The sequence below is a fragment of the Pseudomonas sp. S4_EA_1b genome, from assembly GCF_016307435.1.
In the GTDB taxonomy this organism is placed as follows: Bacteria; Pseudomonadota; Gammaproteobacteria; order Pseudomonadales; family Pseudomonadaceae; genus Aquipseudomonas; species Aquipseudomonas rhodesiae.
This window is the reverse complement of record NZ_JAEILC010000027.1, coordinates 1-18293: the sequence shown is the minus strand read 5'-3', so window position 1 is coordinate 18293 and position 18293 is coordinate 1. Positions and strand designations below refer to the sequence as shown.

The following is an 18293-nucleotide window of genomic DNA, read 5'->3' as shown; positions in this document are numbered from 1 at the left end:
GTAGATGCACATGAATAACAAGATTCCATTAGCCACGCCCGCTGACAACGGGCCAACGAAGAACTTTGAACCATGGCCACTATCCACGTAGACGGCAAAGCGCTCGAAGTCGATGGGGCGGACAACCTGTTACAGGCGTGTCTGTCACTAGGCCTCGACATCCCTTATTTCTGCTGGCACCCCGCGCTTGGTAGCGTCGGTGCCTGTCGCCAGTGTGCGGTCAAGCAATACACCGACGAGAACGACACCCGTGGTCGTATCGTCATGTCCTGCATGACCCCAGCCACCGACAACACCTGGATCTCCATCGACGATGAAGAATCCAAGGCGTTCCGCGCCAGTGTCGTCGAGTGGCTGATGACCAACCACCCTCACGACTGCCCGGTCTGTGAGGAAGGCGGTCACTGCCACCTGCAGGACATGACGGTGATGACCGGCCACAACGAGCGCCGCTATCGCTTCACCAAGCGTACCCACCAGAACCAGGACCTCGGCCCGTTCATCTCCCACGAGATGAACCGCTGCATCGCCTGCTACCGCTGCGTGCGCTTCTATAAAGACTACGCCGGCGGCACCGACCTTGGCGTATTCGGCGCCCACGACAACGTGTACTTCGGTCGCGTCGAAGACGGCGTGCTCGAAAGCGAGTTCTCCGGCAACCTCACCGAGGTCTGCCCGACCGGTGTGTTCACCGACAAGACTCACTCCGAGCGTTACAACCGTAAGTGGGACATGCAATTCGCCCCGAGCATCTGCCATGGCTGCTCCAGCGGTTGCAACATCTCCCCGGGCGAACGCTACGGCGAACTGCGTCGCATCGAAAACCGCTTCAACGGTTCGGTCAACCAGTACTTCCTGTGCGACCGTGGCCGTTTCGGCTATGGCTATGTCAACCGCGAAGACCGCCCACGCCAGCCACTGTTGGCCGGCGGCGCGAAGCTGAGCACCGACGAAGCCTTGGATAAAGCCGCCGACCTGCTGCGCGGCCGCACGATTGTCGGCATCGGCTCGCCACGCGCCAGCCTCGAAAGCAACTATGCGTTGCGCGAACTGGTCGGCGCCGAGCACTTCTACAGCGGTATCGAAGCCGGTGAGTTGGAGCGTATCCGCCTGGTTCTGCAGGTGCTGAACGACAGCCCGCTGCCGGTGCCGAACATGCGCGACATCGAAGACCACGACGCCATCTTCGTGCTCGGCGAAGACCTGACCCAGACCGCCGCGCGTATCGCGCTGTCGCTGCGTCAGTCGGTCAAAGGCAAGGCTGAAGAGATGGCCGACGCCATGCGCGTACAGCCTTGGCTCGACGCCGCCGTGAAAAACATCGGCCAGCACGCGCTGAACCCACTGTTTATCGCTAGCCTGGCGGAAACCAAGCTCGACGATATCGCTGAAGAATGCGTGCACGCCGCCCCCGACGACCTGGCCCGCCTCGGTTTCGCCGTGGCTCATGCCCTGGACGCGAGCGCACCTGCCGTCGACGGCCTGGACGCCGAAGCCGTCGAATTGGCCCAGCGCATCGCCGACGCGCTGCTGGCCGCCAAACGTCCGCTGATCATCGCCGGCACCTCGCTGGGTTCCAAGGCACTGATCGAGGCCGCCGCCAACATCGCCAAGGCCTTGAAGCTGCGCGACAAGAACGGCTCCATCAGCCTCGTGGTACCGGAAGCCAACAGCCTCGGCCTGGCCATGCTTGGTGGCGAATCCGTGGATGCCGCGCTACAAACGGTGATCGACGGCAACGCCGACGCCATCGTGGTGCTGGAAAACGATCTGTATACCCGCACCGACGCGGCCAAGGTGGACGCCGCCTTGAACGCCGCCAAGGTGCTGATCGTCGCCGACCACCAGAAGACTGCCACCAGCGACCGTGCCGACCTGGTACTGCCAGCCGCCACCTTCGCTGAAGGCGACGGTACCCTGGTCAGTCAGGAAGGCCGTGCGCAGCGCTTCTTCCAGGTGTTCGATCCGAAGTACATGGACGCCAGCATCCTGGTTCATGAAGGCTGGCGCTGGCTGCATGCCCTGCGCTCCACCCTGCTGAATCGGCCAATCGACTGGACCCAGCTCGACCACGTCACCGCCGCCACTGCCGCGAGCGCGCCGCAACTGGCACGTATCGTCGACGCCGCGCCGTCCGCTGCATTCCGCATCAAGGGTCTGAAACTGGCTCGTGAGCCGCTGCGTTATTCCGGTCGTACCGCCATGCGCGCCGATATCAGCGTGCATGAACCACGTACGCCGCAAGATAACGACACCGCGTTCGCCTTCTCCATGGAAGGTTATTCGGGTTCGGCCGAACCGCGTCAGCAAGTGCCGTTCGCCTGGTCGCCAGGTTGGAACTCACCACAGGCGTGGAACAAGTTCCAGGACGAAGTCGGTGGCCACATCCGCGCCGGCGACCCAGGCACTCGCCTGATCGAAACCCAGGGCGATTCGCTGAACTGGTTCGCGGCGGTCCCGCGTCCTTTCAACCCGGCCCCGGGCACCTGGCAGGTCGTGCCGTTCTTCCACCTGTTCGGCAGCGAGGAGAACTCTTCCAAGGCCGCACCGGTTCAGGAGCGCATCCCCGCCGCCTACGTGTCCATGGCCAAGTCCGAAGCCGACCGCCTGGGTGTCAACGACGGTGCCCTGCTGAGTTTGAACGTTGCCGGCCAGACCCTGCGTCTGCCGCTGCGTATCAACGAAGAGCTGAGTGCCGGCCTGGTTGCACTGCCTAAAGGCCTCGCCGGCATCCCGCCGGCGATCTTCGGCAAAACCGTTGACGGTCTGCAGGAGGCAGCGCAATGACCTGGTTCACCCCTGAAGTGATCGACGTGATCATCTCGGTCGTCAAGGCCATCGTGATTCTGTTGGCCGTGGTCGTGGCGGGCGCCCTGCTCAGCTTCGTCGAACGTCGCCTGCTGGGCTGGTGGCAGGACCGTTACGGCCCGAACCGCGTTGGCCCATTCGGCATGTTCCAGATCGCCGCCGACATGTTGAAGATGTTCTTCAAGGAAGACTGGACCCCACCGTTTGCCGACAAGGTGATCTTCACCCTGGCACCGGTCGTGGCCATGAGCGCCTTGCTGATCGCCTTCGCGATCATCCCGATCACCCCGACCTGGGGCGTGGCGGACCTGAACATCGGCTTGCTGTTCTTCTTTGCCATGGCGGGTCTGTCGGTCTATGCGGTGCTGTTCGCCGGTTGGTCAAGTAACAACAAGTTCGCCCTGCTGGGTAGCTTGCGGGCCTCGGCCCAGACCGTGTCCTACGAAGTGTTTATGGGCCTGGCGCTGATGGGCATCGTGGTGCAGGTCGGCTCGTTCAACATGCGCGACATCGTCGAGTACCAGGCGCAGAACCTGTGGTTCATCATTCCGCAGTTCTTCGGCTTCTGTACCTTCTTCATCGCTGGCGTGGCCGTGACGCACCGTCACCCGTTCGACCAGCCGGAAGCGGAACAGGAACTGGCCGACGGTTACCACATTGAATACGCCGGCATGAAGTGGGGCATGTTCTTCGTCGGTGAATACATCGGCATCATCTTGATCTCGGCCCTGTTGGTCACGCTGTTCTTCGGCGGCTGGCACGGTCCGTTCGGCATCCTGCCGCAGCTGGCGTTCTTCTGGTTCTTCCTGAAGACCGCGTTCTTTATCATGCTGTTTATCCTGCTGCGCGCTTCCATTCCGCGTCCACGGTATGACCAGGTGATGGATTTCAGCTGGCGCTTCTGCCTGCCGCTGACCCTGATCAATTTGCTGGTGACTGCTGCCGTTGTGTTGTTGAACACGCCAGCGGGCGCGGTTCAGTGAGGATTTGACCCATGTTCAAATATATTGGCGACATCGTTAAGGGTACCGGTACCCAGTTGCGAAGCCTGGTGATGGTTTTCGGCCATGGCTTCCGCAAACGCGACACCCTGCAATACCCGGAAGAAGCGGTGTACCTGCCGCCGCGCTATCGCGGCCGCATCGTACTGACCCGCGACCCCGATGGCGAAGAGCGTTGCGTTGCCTGCAACCTGTGCGCCGTGGCGTGCCCGGTAGGTTGCATCTCCCTGCAGAAAGCTGAAACCGAAGACGGTCGCTGGTACCCGGACTTCTTCCGCATCAACTTCTCGCGCTGCATCTTCTGCGGCCTGTGCGAGGAAGCTTGCCCGACCACCGCGATCCAGCTCACACCGGATTTCGAGATGGCCGAGTTCAAACGTCAGGACCTGGTGTACGAGAAAGAAGATCTGCTGATCTCTGGTCCCGGTAAAAACCCTGATTACAACTTCTATCGTGTTGCAGGTATGGCCGTTGCGGGTAAGCCAAAAGGCGCCGCACAAAACGAAGCCGAGCCGATCAACGTGAAGAGCTTGCTGCCTTAAGGAAGAAAGATGGAATTCGCTTTCTATTTCGCATCGGGTATCGCGGTTGTGTCCACGCTTCGCGTGATCACCAACACCAACCCCGTGCACGCCCTGCTCTACCTGATCATTTCGCTGATCGCCGTGGCCATGACCTTTTTCAGCCTCGGCGCACCGTTCGCCGGTGTACTGGAAGTGATCGCCTACGCCGGCGCCATCATGGTGCTGTTCGTGTTTGTGGTGATGATGCTCAACCTGGGGCCGGCTTCGGTCGCCCAGGAACGCGTCTGGCTCAAGCCCGGCATCTGGCTCGGCCCGGTTGTCCTCGCGGCCCTGCTGCTGGGTGAACTGCTGTATGTACTGTTCGCTCACCAGAGCGGCCAGGCCATCGGCCACACCACTGTGGATGCAAAAGCCGTGGGCATCAGCCTGTTCGGCCCGTACCTGCTGGTGGTCGAACTGGCGTCGATGCTGCTGCTCGCCGCAGCCGTCACCGCCTTCCACTTGGGCCGCAACGAAGCCAAGGAGCAATGACGATGCCTGCTATCCCTTTGGAGCATGGTCTGGCGGTCGCCGGCATCCTGTTCTGCCTTGGCCTGGTCGGCCTGATGGTTCGCCGTAACATTCTGTTCGTGTTGATGAGCCTGGAAATCATGATGAACGCCGCAGCACTGGCCTTCATCGTTGCGGGTGCACGTTGGGGCCAGCCGGATGGACAAGTCATGTTCATCCTGGTGATCAGCCTGGCAGCGGCCGAGGCCAGTATCGGCCTGGCGATCCTGCTGCAGCTGTATCGTCGCTTCCACACGCTTGATATCGACGCTGCCAGTGAGATGCGCGGATGAACATGATCTTTCTGACTTTCCTGTTTCCCCTGATCGGGTTCCTGCTGCTGTCGTTCTCTCGCGGGCGCTGGTCGGAAAACCTTTCGGCCTTGATCGGCGTGGGGTCCATTGGCCTGTCGGCGATCGTCGCCGCCTACGTCATCTGGCAATTCAACGTGGCGCCGCCGGAAGGCGGTCACTACACCCTGGTGCTGTGGCAGTGGATGTCGGTGGAGGGCTTCAAGCCCAACTTCGCCCTCTACATCGATGGCCTGTCGATCACCATGCTTGGCGTGGTGGTGGGCGTGGGTTTCCTGATCCACCTGTTCGCGTCCTGGTACATGCGCGGTGAGGCGGGCTACTCGCGCTTCTTCTCGTACACCAACCTGTTTATCGCCAGCATGCTGTTCCTGGTGCTCGGCGATAACCTGTTGTTCCTGTACTTCGGCTGGGAAGGCGTGGGCCTGTGCTCGTACCTGTTGATCGGTTTCTACTACAGCAACCGCAACAACGGTAACGCCGCACTCAAAGCGTTTATCGTCACCCGTATCGGCGACGTGTTCATGGCCATCGGCCTGTTCATCCTGTTCCAACAGGTGGGCACGCTGAACATCCAGGAACTGCTGGTGCTGGCGCCGCAGAAATTCCAGGTCGGTGACTTCTGGATCACCCTGGCGACCCTGATGCTGCTGGGCGGCGCCGTGGGTAAATCCGCGCAACTGCCACTGCAGACCTGGCTGGCGGACGCGATGGCCGGTCCTACCCCGGTGTCGGCCCTGATCCACGCCGCAACCATGGTGACCGCGGGTGTCTACCTGATCGCCCGTACCCATGGCCTGTTCACCCTGGCGCCGGAGATCCTGCACCTGGTGGGCCTGGTCGGCGGCGTGACCCTGGTACTGGCCGGCTTCGCCGCGCTGGTGCAGACCGACATCAAGCGTATCCTCGCCTACTCGACCATGAGCCAGATCGGCTACATGTTCCTGGCCCTGGGCGTCGGCGCCTGGGACGCGGCGATCTTCCACCTGATGACCCACGCCTTCTTCAAGGCCCTGCTGTTCCTCGCTTCCGGTGCGGTAATCGTCGCCTGCCACCACGAGCAGAACATCTTCAAAATGGGCGGCCTGTGGAAGAAACTGCCATTGGCCTACGCCAGCTTCATCGTCGGTGGTGCCGCCCTGGCCGCCCTGCCGCTGGTGACCGCAGGTTTCTACTCCAAGGACGAAATCCTCTGGGAAGCCTTTGCCAGCGGTAACCAGAACCTGCTGTACGCAGGCCTGGTCGGTGCCTTCATGACCTCGCTCTACACCTTCCGCCTGATCTTCATCACCTTCCATGGTGAAGCCAAGACCGAAGCGCACGCAGGCCATGGCATCTCCCACTGGCTGCCACTGTCGGTGCTGATCATCCTGTCGACGTTTATCGGCGCCATGATCACCCCGCCACTGGCCGGCGTACTGCCGGAAAGCGTCGGCCATGCCGGCGGCGACGCCAAGCACAGCCTGGAAATCGCCTCGGGCGCCATTGCCATTGCCGGTATCCTGCTGGCAGCCCTGCTGTTCCTCGGCAAGCGCCGCTTCGTGACCGCCGTGGCCAACAGTGGCATCGGCCGTTTCCTGTCGGCCTGGTGGTTCGCTGCCTGGGGCTTCGACTGGATCTACGACAAACTGTTCGTCAAGCCGTACCTGGCCATCAGCCATGTACTGCGTAAAGACCCGCTCGACCAGACCATTGGTTTGATCCCGCGCGCGGCCAAAGGCGGTCACACCGCCCTGAGCCGCAGCGAGACCGGCCAATTGCGTTGGTATGCGGCTTCCATGGCGGCTGGCGCCGTGCTGGTGATCGGCGCCATCGTAGTGGTAGCGGTCTGATATGAACTTTGCGAACTTGCGAAAGGAAACGAGCCCGTCATGATTCTGCCCTGGCTAATCCTGATCCCCTTTATCGGCGGCCTGCTCTGCTGGATGGGTGAACGCTTCGGCGCCACCCTCCCCCGCTGGATTGCGTTGCTGACCATGTCCCTGGAACTCGCGCTCGGCCTCTGGCTGTGGGCCCATGGCGACTATTCATTTGCTCCGGCACCGGGTGTGGATCCCACCTTCGCGCTTGAATTCAAGCACGTGTGGATCCAGCGCTTCGGCATCAATGTGCACCTGGCCCTCGACGGCCTGTCGCTGTTGATGATCCTGCTGACCGGTCTGCTGGGTATCCTCTCGGTACTCTGCTCCTGGAAAGAAATCCAGCGTCACGTGGGCTTCTTCCACCTGAACCTGATGTGGATCCTGGGCGGCGTGGTCGGCGTGTTCCTCGCCCTCGACCTGTTCATGTTCTTCTTCTTCTGGGAAATGATGCTGGTGCCGATGTACTTCCTCATCGCGCTCTGGGGTCACAGTTCTTCGGACGGCAAGAAAACCCGGATCTACGCGGCGACCAAGTTCTTCATCTTCACTCAGGCTTCCGGCTTGATCATGTTGGTGGCGATCCTGGGTCTGGTGCTGGTCAACTTCAACAACACCGGTGTGATTACCTTCAACTACGCCGACCTGTTGAAGACCAAGATGTCCCTGACCACCGAGTACGTGCTGATGCTGGGCTTCTTCATCGCCTTCGCGGTGAAGCTGCCGGTGGTGCCGTTCCACTCCTGGTTGCCGGACGCTCACGCCCAGGCACCGACTGCCGGTTCCGTGGACCTGGCCGGTATCCTGTTGAAGACCGCTGCGTATGGTCTGCTGCGTTTTGCCCTGCCGCTGTTCCCGAATGCTTCGGCCGAATTTGCGCCGATCGCCATGACCCTCGGTCTGATCGGGATTTTCTACGGTGCGTTCCTGGCCTTCGCGCAAACCGACATCAAGCGTCTGATTGCTTTCTCGTCCGTTTCCCATATGGGCTTCGTACTGATCGGCATCTATTCCGGCAGCCAACTGGCGCTGCAAGGTGCAGTGATCCAGATGCTGGCTCACGGCGTTTCGGCCGCGGCCCTGTTTATCCTCAGTGGTCAGCTGTACGAGCGTCTGCACACCCGTGACATGCGCGAGATGGGTGGCGTGTGGTCGCGTATTGCCTACCTGCCGGCGATCAGCCTGTTCTTCGCCGCCGCGTCCCTGGGCCTGCCGGGCACCGGCAACTTCATCGGCGAATTCCTGATCCTGATGGGCGCGTTCGTACAAACGCCGTGGATCAGCGCCATCGCCACCTCCGGCCTGGTATTCGGTTCGGTCTACTCGCTGATCATGATCCACCGCGCTTACTTCGGCCCCGCCAAGTCCGACACTGTCCTCAAAGGGATGGATGCGCGCGAACTGATCATGGTGCTCGGTCTTGCGGTATTGCTGATCTACATCGGCGTGTACCCGCAACCGTTCCTGGACACTTCTGCCGCAACGATGCATGGCGTGCAGCAGTGGTTCGGCACCGCCTTCTCTCAACTCGCTTCGGCCCGGTAAGAGCGCTATGGAATTCACGATCCAACACTTTATCGCGCTTGCGCCGCTGCTGATCACCAGCCTCACCATCGTGGTGGTGATGCTGGCGATCGCCTGGCGCCGCAATCACTCGCAAACGTTCCTGCTGTCCTGTGCCGGGTTGAACCTGGCCCTGCTGTCGATCATTCCGGCCCTCAAGGTCGCGCCGTTGGCGGTCACCCCGCTGATGATGATCGATGACTTCGCACTGCTGTACATCGCGTTGATCCTGGTGGCCACCCTGGCATGCGTCACCCTCGCCCACGCCTACCTCGGCGAAGGCGGCACCGGCTACCCGGGCAACCGCGAAGAGCTGTACCTGCTGATCCTGCTGGCTGCGGCCGGCGGTATCGTGCTGGTCAGCGCCCAGCACCTGGCAGGCCTGTTCATCGGTTTGGAACTGCTGTCGATCCCGACGTACGGCCTGGTGGCCTATGCCTTCTTCAACAAGCGCTCTTTGGAAGCCGGCATCAAGTACATGGTGCTGTCGGCCGCCGGTTCCGCGTTCCTGTTGTTCGGTATGGCCTTGCTCTACGCCGAAGCCGGCAGCCTGAGCTTCACCGGTATCGGTCATGCCTTGGCCGCCACCAACATGCCTGCACCGATCGCCCAACTGGGCCTGGCGATGATGCTGATCGGCCTGGCCTTCAAACTGTCGCTGGTGCCGTTCCACCTGTGGACCCCGGACGTGTACGAAGGCGCCCCGGCGCCGGTGGCTGCGTTCCTGGCGACCGCGTCGAAAGTGGCAGTGTTTGCGGTGATGGTGCGTCTGTTCCAGATCTCCCCCGCTGCCAACACCGGCGTGCTGAGCAACGTACTGACCGTGATCGCCATTGCGTCGATCCTGTTCGGTAACCTGCTGGCGCTGACTCAAAACAACCTCAAGCGTCTGCTGGGTTACTCGTCTATCGCTCACTTCGGCTACCTGCTGATCGCCCTGGTGGCGAGCAAAGGCCTGGCCGTGGAAGCCATCGGTGTGTATCTGGTCACCTACGTGATCACCAGCCTTGGCGCATTCGGCGTGATTACCCTGATGTCGTCCCCTTACAAGGGCCGTGACGCCGACGCTCTGTACGAATACCGTGGCCTGTTCTGGCGCCGTCCGTACCTGACCGCTGTGCTGACCGTGATGATGCTGTCCCTGGCCGGTATCCCGCTGACCGCAGGCTTTATCGGCAAGTTCTACATCATCGCTACCGGTGTCGAAGCCCATGAGTGGTGGCTGGTTGCCTCGCTGATTCTGGGCAGCGCCATCGGCGTGTTCTACTACCTGCGCGTGATGGTCACCCTGTACCTGATCGAGCCGAACCTGCGTCGTGTGGATGCCGAGCTGCATTGGGAACAGAAAGCTGGCGGCGTGATGCTGCTGGCCATCGCCCTGCTCGCCTTCTTCCTCGGCGTCTACCCACAGCCGTTGCTCACCTTGGTGCAGCACGCGGTGCTGGGTGTTTGATCGCTTAGCGGGAAGTGAGTAAACAAAAACGGCGCCTTCGGGCGCCGTTTTTGCATTGTGGGGATTGGGTTGGAGGTTTGCAGTGGAATGCCAAGCCGGGTTTAGCAGTGCCTTTGGTAGGGCTGCTGCGCAGCCCGGCGCGGGGCAAGCCCGCTCACCACAAAAGCCTGTTCAGCATAAGAGCCTGTACATCACAAAGCTCAGTCACCACAAAAGCCCCTCTTATCCAATCAGCCAGCTCACTACAAACGGGTTAGAACGCGATACCGACCTTGAACCCATACTCGTCACGCTTGAGTTTGGTGTTGTCGGCCACGGGGGAGTCTTCATCCAGTTTGTATTCGGTGCGGGTGTAGTACAGGCCCGCCATCACAGGCAGGTTGCCTTTCTGGTTCATCAGCAGGCTGACTTCCGCGTACGGGTTGGTGCGGTCCTTGAGGTCGACGGAGTCGCTGCCCAAGCCGTCAACCTTGACTTTGACGCGGCCGTCGAGGGTGTGACGAGCGCCGGCTTCAACTCGCAGGGTCATGTCATCGAACTGGTGGTTGTAGCCCAGTGCCGCCTTGGCAAATGGCGATTTGGTGGTCAGCTCAAGGTCATTGCCGTTGGACTCCGGCTCGTAGCGGGTCCAGCTGTAACCACCGCCCACGATCACATCGACAAAGTTGCGCGCATCCAGCGCGGCACGCCAGCCCAGGTCCAGATCGGCCTGGCCTTCCTTGAGTTTGTTGTCGCTCTTCTCGCCGTATTTAGCTTCGATGCCGGCTTGGTAGATAAAACCGGACTCAGCGGTAAGCTTGTTGCCGAAGTTGTAGAACAGGCCCGCTTCGGGCATGTGGTCCTTGTCGCTCTGGCTGCCGCCTTCGAGTTTGAAATCGTTGTAGCTGCCCTGCAGCCCGAAGATGGAAATCGGGTCGGTGGACGGCGCTGCGAACACCATCGCCGGCGCGGTGGCCAGCGCAAGCAGCGAGGCGTTTTTGAGGAATGATCCGAATAGTTTGGACATCGTTTTACATCTCCTTGTCAGGTGGACAAATTATTCAGGAACCGCTTCGAACCTCCGCGCGCGCAAAAGGTTCGAAAAAATTCACCTGATTTTGGAGGTAAAACGGTTCAGCGAACGCTCTAGATCAAGGCTCTTGGCGGCCTGCGCGAATCAAGTCATCCAATGCGCCGCTCAAACGTGGGTGCTTAGGCACCTGAATGCCGAACGTGTCGCGTAGCAATGCCAGCAGTTCATCGCTGTGTTGCAACGTACGCTTGGCGCTGGGCCTGTCCAGATAGTGAATTGCGTAATGCGCGTTATTCAACGTGTGCCGCTCCCCAACGGCCAGCCGCGCGACTTTGAGCTGCCCCAGAAAGGGCGAGCCAGGGTGGGTCGAGACGTACCAGTTGCCGATTTCGTAATCGATGTCGGCCTGCACTTGCAGGTCGAACACGTATAAGCCGCGCCATTCCCCGGCCACTTCGGCCCACAGCGTATAGCTGCTCTCCTGCGCATCGAATGTCAGGCGGTAAGGCTCATGCGCCGTGGCCTGCGCCGCCTGGGTATCGAGTTGCAACGGGCTGCTCGGCACCATGCCACCAAAGCCCACGTCGGTGATGTAGCGCACTCCGTCCAGGTTCACCAGGCTCAGACGATGGGTACGCGCCGTACGCGCATCCGGCGGGCCGCCCATGACAACCCGGCCGGTGATGCCGCGCGCGTCGAAGCCTAATTCCTGCAATAGCATCAGAAACATCTGGTTCAACTCGTAGCAGTAGCCGCCGCGCCCCTCGAACAATACTTTGTGCTCGACGCTCGGCAGATCGATCGGTACCGGCTGGTGCAGCAGGGTCGACAGGCTCTCAAAGGCAAAGGTGCAAACATGGCGCAATTGCAGGTCTTGCAGAGTTTGCAGGGTGGGCGGTGGCGGAGTTTCGTAGCCCAGGCGTTGCAGGTAGCGCTGGCAATGGGTGAGACGGGGCATGGCACGGTCCTTGAGCACGGGCGAAGGCGTCACTATGCCGCGCCCGCGTGCAGATTGTCATTTTGAATGAACCTTTTTAAACGCCTTCCTATCCATTTATAACAAGTCAGGGAGGCACCATGAGTACCGCAAAAATCTACACCATTAATTATCAGCTGCACGGTCAACCGAAGTCCTTTGTAGTACGCGCCGAAGTGATGAATAACGCCGAGGCCTGGCATTGGGCGGCGGTCGACGCCGACGTTGCCCATGTGAGTCGCATTGGCCGCGTGGGCCATGAGCAAGTCAAAAAAACCACCCGCCCCTGGGCGGAGAAATACGGCATCACCAATGTGACCTGGATGCCGCCTAAATAACCCCATCCCCTAAACCAAAAAGCCCCGCTCAATCGAGCGGGGCCTGCATCACTTCTTTAAGTCGCCCAACGGATCGTAAGGCGGCTTTTTTTCCGGGTGTTCTTTCTTATCCTTGTCCAGCGGCGCGATGGCCGGGCCGATGGGGTCGACCTGCGGATCGGCGACATCCGGCGAGTCCGGGTCGAAACCCAGCTCATCCTTGCCACTGGCGTGCTCGCTGGAGCGCGGGCCTTTGTCTGGAGCGGTCATGGCTATCTCCTCTAGAGCGGACGGGCTTTATCGTGAAGGGTTTCCAGGTCTTGCTCGGCTTGCTCCGTATCGTCGGTGTCCTGACGATGCGCGGGATCATTGGGGCGTAGAGCGTCGTTGTCGCGCTCCTCCTCACCGGGGGTACGGTTGGGGTCTGGCGTGCCGGGCGGTGGCTGTTTGTACTCGGGCATGATGGTTCACCTCGTCATAATGGGTGGCCTGCACCGATTTAGAGAAAGCCCCGCGCACCAACGTTCAACTTGTTTGCCCTGACGTGCGATGATGCCACCCCGCCATCCTCTAGAGACCTGACCCGGATGTTCGAGCTCAAACCCTGTGACCCCGCGCTCTACCGCCAACAGACTCGCCGCAGCACGCTGATCGTGGCGGTGCTGTTCTTGGCCCTGGCCATGGTGCTGTCGAGCCTGGCGGTGACGCTGTTCGGCGAACCCGGCGGGGATAATTTCCGCTTCAACGTTGGCGGCGTATTCGCCGGTGTGCTGATCACCCTGGCGCTGGTGCGTGGCCCATTCTGGGGCCAGGCGTGGCTGGCCCCAGCGGTGTATGGCTGGCAGCTCAAGCGCAGTCTGATGAGCGTGACCAATGTGATGCACAAGGTCACCGAGGGAGTGCAGGCCAATGACCCGACAGCCATTAAGCTGCTGCGCTTTTATCACCTGGGGCTGACCCAGATGCATGAGCTGGACGCCAACTCCAGCGCCCAGGCGCAGTTGGTCGGTGAGATGCAGGCCCACGTCAGCAAGATGCAGGCGCTGGGGCTGGACACCGACCAGACCCGCCTGGACCCTGCCTGGCTCGACCGCGTGAAAAGTACCTAAGGCAAACCGGCGCGCATGACCGCTGTAGCGGTTGCCAGGGCAGACAGGGATCAGACCGCCAGCGCGCTGAAGTCCAGGTGCCCGTTCAGGACCGGCGGGCACCAGTAGTAACCGCCGGTCAACGGCGTACTGATGCGGTACAGGCCATCGACAATCCCGTCCTCCAGGCCGCTCATGCGGCGCAGCTGCGCCTCGAAAGCATCGAAGGAATGGCCGAAGGCGAGGAACATCAGGCCGGCCTGACCATTTTCGGCCCACGGCATGGAGCGGCGCACCACAAAGGCCTCAGGGGTGAAGCTCTCCTGGGCGGTGCGTTTGGTATGGGCCGACTCGGGGGCGTCTTCCAGTTCTTCGTTATCGCCGTGGCGGCGGCCGATGATGTGGTCGCGCTCCTGGGCTGGCAACGCGGCGAAACCATCGAGGTCGTGCTGCCATTGCTGAAGGGCGGCGAAGCTGGCGCCACCGTCGGTCAAGGCGGCGTCCACGGCAGCATCGTCGTGAGGGTTTTCGGTGCCGTCTTCGTAGTCGGTGAGGTCGAAGCCGGTCTTGTAGCGGAAGCCTTCAATCGACTGCACCAGGCGAAACCCAGGAGCCAGCGCCTTCTCGAACGCGCGACTGCGCAGCAGCAGTTCGCCGCGATCCACACCGTGCAGCCACACCCACAGCGCCTGTTGGGTGGACGGGTTGTGCACACCCGGCGCGCTGATCGTCGGAAACGGCCGCAAGCCGTCAATGGTTACGCCCAGCGCGGTTACCAGCGGCTCACCCAACCCGACCACCGCCGCCGCATCCGCCATCCGCACCAACGCGTCCAGCGCAACGGGAACGGCGGCCAGGGAATCCACGGCGAAAAACAGATGGCGGGCCTGCAACGGCACCGGTGCAGCAAGAATGCCCGACTGGTACTGACTCATATGAACTCCTTCAAGAAAGGCGCGCAGTTTACCCGGCGCCAGTCGCCCTGCGTACTGCAAAGCGCGCAAGCCTTGCCATAGAGCCCTTGGTTGGGTGACTCTCTAGTCAAGCACCAGTCAAGTTTTGTAACTATTATAGGGATAGCGCCATGACCACTCAGCCCTTGCTCGCTCAGCTGTTTCCTACTTCCACCGCCGACATCCCCGAGCAATACCGCCTGGCAGCGCCCATCGAACAGCGTGACTACCTGGTGAACGGCCAGTTGCGGGTGTGGAATGGCCCGCTGGCCCAAGTGCACAGCCCGGTGCAACTGGGTGACCAACGGGTGGTGATCGGCAGCACGCCGCTGCTGGACGCCGACACCGCCCTCACCGCCCTCGACGCCGCCGTGCGTGCCTACGATCGCGGCCAGGGCGAATGGCCGACGATGCGCGTGGTTGACCGCATCCGCCACGTCGAAGCGTTTTTGCGGCGCATGCGCGAGCAGCGCGAGGGGGTGGTCAAGCTGCTGATGTGGGAAATCGGCAAGAACCTCAAGGATTCCCAGAAAGAATTCGACCGCACCTGCGACTACATCACCGACACCATCAACGCCCTCAAAGAGCTGGATCGCCGCTCCAGCCGCTTCGAGCTGGAACAGGACACCCTCGGGCAGATCCGCCGCGTGCCACTGGGCGTGGCGCTGTGCATGGGCCCCTACAACTACCCGCTCAACGAAACCTTCACCACCCTGATCCCGGCGCTGATCATGGGTAACACCGTAGTGTTCAAGCCGGCCAAGCTCGGCGTGCTGCTGATCCGCCCACTGTTGGAAGCGTTCCGCGACAGCTTCCCGGCCGGGGTGATCAACGTGATCTATGGCAGCGGCCGCGAGACCGTTAGCGCGCTGATGGCCAGCGGCAAGATCGATATCTTTGCGTTCATCGGCACCAACAAAGCCGCCAGCGACCTGAAGAAACTGCACCCCAAGCCGCACCGCTTGCGGGCCGCTCTGGGCCTGGACGCGAAAAACCCCGGCATCGTGCTGCCCGAGGTGGACCTGGACAATGCCGTCAGCGAAGCGGTGACCGGCTCGCTATCGTTCAACGGCCAACGCTGCACCGCGTTGAAAATCCTCTTCGTGCATGAAGAGGTGGTCGAGGCTTTTATCGAAAAATTCAACGCACGCCTGGCGACGCTCAAGCCCGGTATGCCGTGGGAAGACGGCGTTTCGCTGACGCCGTTGCCGGAAGTGGGTAAGGTCGATTACCTCAACGGCCTGGTGGCCGACGCGACGCAGCACGGGGCCCAGGTGGTGAATGCCAATGGCGGGGTCAGTCGCGGTTCGTTCTTCTACCCGGCGGTGCTGTACCCAGTGAATCCGCAAATGCGCGTCTACCACGAAGAACAATTCGGCCCGGTGGTGCCGATCGTGCCCTACCGCGACCTGGATACCGTGATCGATTACGTTCTGGATTCGGACTTCGGCCAACAGCTCAGCCTGTTCGGCACCAACGCCGAAGCCATCGGGCGCCTGGTGGACACCTTTGCCAACCAAGTCGGGCGCATAAACATCAACGCCCAATGCCAGCGCGGGCCGGACACCTTCCCCTTCAACGGGCGCAAGAACTCGGCTGAAGGCACGCTGTCGGTACATGACGCGTTGCGCGTGTTTTCGATCCGCACCCTGGTGGCGACCAAGTTCCAAGAGAGCAACAAGGCACTGGTCAGCGAGATCCTGCGCAACCGTGATTCAAGCTTCCTGACCACTGACTACATCTTCTAAGTTCACCTCGGTCAAACAATGTGGGAGAGGGCTTGGATTCGATAGCGGTTGTGTCAGCTAACCGATTTTTTACTGATCCACAGTCATCGGGGGCAAGCCCCCTCCCACATTTGGATTGTTTATATCTGGAGAATTGAGGGTCCTTTGTTATCAATGAATCTGCCGATATTCGCCCGGCGCCTGTTGCGCCCCTTGCTCGACCCCTACCGCCGCTACCGGCATGCCAAGCTGATCCACGCCGTGCGCGTGTCCATCGGCTTGCTAGCCACGATCCTGCTGACCACCGGCATCAACCTGCCCCACGGCGAATGGGCGTCGGTGACCATGTTGATCGTGATCGGCGGGTTGCAGCACCACGGCAATATCGGCAAAAAAGCCGTGGAACGCGCCTACGGCACCTTGATCGGTGCCAGTGTCGGTCTGCTGCTGGTGGTGCAACAGGCTTACTTCGGCCTGCCGCTGCTGACCTATCTGTTGATGTCGGTGGTGTGCGGGTTCTTTTCCTATCACGCCATCGGCAAAGGCGGTTATATCGCGCTGCTGTCAGCGATCACGGTGTTTATCGTCGCCGGCCACGGTGACAACCCGTTGTCGGATGGGTTGTGGCGCACCGTGGATATTCTCATCGGTATCGTCCTGGCCCTGGCGTTCTCCTTCGCCCTGCCGCTGTATGCCGTGTATTCGTGGCGCTATAACCTGGCCAGCGCCCTGCGTGACTGCGCGCAGATCTACAGCCGGATCATCAGCGGAAAGTCGGTCACCGATGATGAACACGTCAAACTGCTCAACCGTTTGAACGCGGCAATGGTGCAACTGCGCTCGCTGATGCCGTCGGTATCCAAGGAAGTGCGCATTTCCATGACTGAACTGGATGCCATCCAGCGTCACTTGCGCCTGTGCATCAGCACTTTGGAAATTCTCGGCAACACCCGTCCCGACCCACGCGATGAGCAAGCCATGGCCCGCATGCAGGCCGCCTTGAAGGCCGAGCATCGGCAGATCCGTGTGCAATTGGTGGGGATGGCGCGGGCATTGAAATCCGGCATGACCGAACGACTGGAGCGCCCAAGTACCGGCACGGGCCGCGAGCGCACGCTGGATGCGCCGGTGTACAGCGCACTGGATGGGTATCGGTTGTTAACGCTGCAACTGGCGGCGAATGTGGATGCCATGCGCCAGCGCCTAGGCAAAACTGCGGGGCACTGGAAAATCTGAAGGTCTGTTTCGCTCAAAACGATATTCACACTTTCCCTTACAAATTTTTCACGCTTTATTCACATCCCGAGACGTAGGGTGAAGCCTCATCCGTTACAAATGTTGCACATCAAGCCCGCCGCCCCAGCGGGCTTTTTTTTGCCTCGAAAAAACCGCCGTTCAGCGCGACGCTTTAGCGCTTGGCGCCGCAGCCTCTTCACGAATCGCGCGCTGGGTGTCCAGCACCTTGGCCAGCGCGGTTTCCGCTTCAGGGCTCTGCTGTGGCACGCGGATCGCTGCCGAGACCAGGGTAATCAGCTTGGCCATGACTTCCGCGTCGGTGGCCGGGCGGCCGAGGCTCATGGAATTCATCAGCAGGCGCAGCTCGGTACCGGCCATCACCCCAGAGATCGCTTTGAGTGCAAATTGCAGGCGCACCCCCAGCTCGTTGCGCGGTAAATCCGGCAAGGCCAGGGCGAAGGCTTCGAAGAAGCGTTGGAACACCGGTTGGTAATGCACTTTGAGGTATTCCTGGATAAACGGCGACGTATCGCTGTAGACGCGCCCCAGGAAACGAATGAACGAGCGCCCTTCTCCACTGGCCGGGTCGCTGCGCTCCAGGCCCATGGCCGGAGCGAAAAGCACGCCGAGCAAGGTGTCGCAGTCCAGCGGGCCATCGGATTCGGCTTCGCAACGTGCCAACAATTCCAGGCGCTGTTCGTTGAGCGGCTCCAGGCGCTGCATCAGCAGGGTTTTCATCAGGGAATCCTTGTCCCCGAAGTGGTAATTCACCGCAGCCAGGTTGACCTGGGCACGCTCGGTAATCTGCCGTAACAAAACCGCGTCGTATCCGTACTTGATGAAGAGAGCCTCTGTCGCATCCAGCAAGCGAGTCTTGGTAACGTTTGGAGCGCTGAGTTTCTTCGCGACCATTAGG

The 18293-nt window shown here is 61.1% G+C and carries 18 protein-coding genes; 12 read left to right on the top strand and 6 right to left on the bottom strand.

All coding sequences use genetic code 11. The annotated features are described in order from the left end of the window. The first annotated feature begins 72 nt into the window (after window positions 1–72). Genes nuoG through nuoN form a run of 8 tightly spaced genes read left to right on the top strand, consistent with a single transcriptional unit; the run spans window position 73 to window position 10068 of the window. On the top strand, window positions 73–2787 hold the full coding sequence (gene nuoG / locus YA0848_RS09795; RefSeq protein WP_040268711.1) for an NADH-quinone oxidoreductase subunit NuoG: 2715 nt from the start codon (window positions 73–75) through the stop codon (window positions 2785–2787). After that, window positions 2784–3791, top strand: coding sequence for an NADH-quinone oxidoreductase subunit NuoH (gene nuoH / locus YA0848_RS09790; RefSeq protein ID WP_017137518.1), 1008 nt, complete (start codon window positions 2784–2786; stop codon window positions 3789–3791). The genes nuoG and nuoH overlap by 4 nt, the downstream gene beginning before the upstream one ends. Before the next feature lie 11 nt (window positions 3792–3802). Next, on the top strand, window positions 3803–4351 hold the full coding sequence (gene nuoI / locus YA0848_RS09785; RefSeq protein ID WP_003174725.1) for an NADH-quinone oxidoreductase subunit NuoI: 549 nt from the start codon (window positions 3803–3805) through the stop codon (window positions 4349–4351). 9 nt (window positions 4352–4360) lie between these two features. Further along, window positions 4361–4864: an NADH-quinone oxidoreductase subunit J gene (gene nuoJ, locus YA0848_RS09780; protein WP_016974048.1), complete on the top strand. Its 504-nt coding sequence runs from the start codon at window positions 4361–4363 to the stop codon at window positions 4862–4864. 2 nt (window positions 4865–4866) lie between these two features. Next, window positions 4867–5175, top strand: a complete 309-nt coding sequence (nuoK, locus tag YA0848_RS09775) for an NADH-quinone oxidoreductase subunit NuoK (RefSeq protein ID WP_003174727.1) — start codon at window positions 4867–4869, stop codon at window positions 5173–5175. After that, window positions 5172–7025, top strand: coding sequence for an NADH-quinone oxidoreductase subunit L (gene nuoL, locus YA0848_RS09770; protein ID WP_034098705.1), 1854 nt, complete (start codon window positions 5172–5174; stop codon window positions 7023–7025). The genes nuoK and nuoL overlap by 4 nt, the downstream gene beginning before the upstream one ends. Window positions 7026–7064: 39 nt before the next feature. After that, on the top strand, window positions 7065–8597 hold the full coding sequence (gene nuoM / locus YA0848_RS09765; RefSeq protein WP_034098707.1) for an NADH-quinone oxidoreductase subunit M: 1533 nt from the start codon (window positions 7065–7067) through the stop codon (window positions 8595–8597). Window positions 8598–8604: 7 nt separating this feature from the next. Continuing rightward, on the top strand, window positions 8605–10068 hold the full coding sequence (gene nuoN, locus YA0848_RS09760) for an NADH-quinone oxidoreductase subunit NuoN (RefSeq protein ID WP_034098709.1): 1464 nt from the start codon (window positions 8605–8607) through the stop codon (window positions 10066–10068). A gap of 253 nt (window positions 10069–10321) precedes the next feature. Here the strand turns inward: nuoN and YA0848_RS09755 are convergent, their stop codons facing one another. Together YA0848_RS09755 and YA0848_RS09750 are read right to left on the bottom strand one after the other, a co-directional pair. Beyond that, a complete protein-coding gene (locus YA0848_RS09755; RefSeq protein ID WP_034098710.1) occupies window positions 10322–11074 on the bottom strand; it encodes an outer membrane beta-barrel protein in 753 nt (250 codons plus the stop codon). 124 nt (window positions 11075–11198) lie between these two features. After that, window positions 11199–12038, bottom strand: a complete 840-nt coding sequence (locus YA0848_RS09750) for an arylamine N-acetyltransferase family protein (protein ID WP_169903549.1) — start codon at window positions 12036–12038, stop codon at window positions 11199–11201. Window positions 12039–12157: 119 nt separating this feature from the next. Here YA0848_RS09750 and YA0848_RS09745 point away from each other — a divergent pair, with 119 nt between their 5' ends. Further along, on the top strand, window positions 12158–12394 hold the full coding sequence (locus YA0848_RS09745) for a DUF6555 family protein (RefSeq protein WP_034098712.1): 237 nt from the start codon (window positions 12158–12160) through the stop codon (window positions 12392–12394). 48 nt (window positions 12395–12442) lie between these two features. Here the strand turns inward: YA0848_RS09745 and YA0848_RS09740 are convergent, their stop codons facing one another. After that, complete coding sequence (locus YA0848_RS09740; protein ID WP_034098715.1) at window positions 12443–12643, bottom strand: DUF6021 family protein; 201 nt, start codon at window positions 12641–12643, stop codon at window positions 12443–12445. 11 nt (window positions 12644–12654) lie between these two features. Continuing rightward, entirely contained in the window at window positions 12655–12834 is a 180-nt protein-coding gene (locus YA0848_RS09735) for a hypothetical protein (protein WP_034098717.1), read from the bottom strand. Between the two features lie 126 nt (window positions 12835–12960). On the opposite strand from YA0848_RS09735, the gene YA0848_RS09730 reads away from it, so the two are divergent. Continuing rightward, window positions 12961–13482, top strand: coding sequence for a DUF3087 domain-containing protein (locus YA0848_RS09730; protein WP_034098720.1), 522 nt, complete (start codon window positions 12961–12963; stop codon window positions 13480–13482). Between the two features lie 50 nt (window positions 13483–13532). Here the strand turns inward: YA0848_RS09730 and YA0848_RS09725 are convergent, their stop codons facing one another. Further along, window positions 13533–14396, bottom strand: a complete 864-nt coding sequence (locus YA0848_RS09725) for a Dyp-type peroxidase (RefSeq protein WP_034098721.1) — start codon at window positions 14394–14396, stop codon at window positions 13533–13535. A 149-nt stretch (window positions 14397–14545) separates the two neighbouring features. On the opposite strand from YA0848_RS09725, the gene YA0848_RS09720 reads away from it, so the two are divergent. Both YA0848_RS09720 and YA0848_RS09715 read left to right on the top strand, forming a co-directional pair. Then, a complete protein-coding gene (locus tag YA0848_RS09720) occupies window positions 14546–16162 on the top strand; it encodes an NADP-dependent glyceraldehyde-3-phosphate dehydrogenase (protein ID WP_034098723.1) in 1617 nt (538 codons plus the stop codon). Window positions 16163–16315: 153 nt separating this feature from the next. Continuing rightward, a complete protein-coding gene (locus YA0848_RS09715; protein ID WP_047881880.1) occupies window positions 16316–17377 on the top strand; it encodes an FUSC family protein in 1062 nt (353 codons plus the stop codon). A gap of 159 nt (window positions 17378–17536) precedes the next feature. On the opposite strand, the gene YA0848_RS09710 is transcribed toward YA0848_RS09715, so the two are convergent. Further along, entirely contained in the window at window positions 17537–18289 is a 753-nt protein-coding gene (locus YA0848_RS09710) for a TetR/AcrR family transcriptional regulator (protein ID WP_034098727.1), read from the bottom strand. Window positions 18290–18293 lie beyond the last annotated feature (4 nt).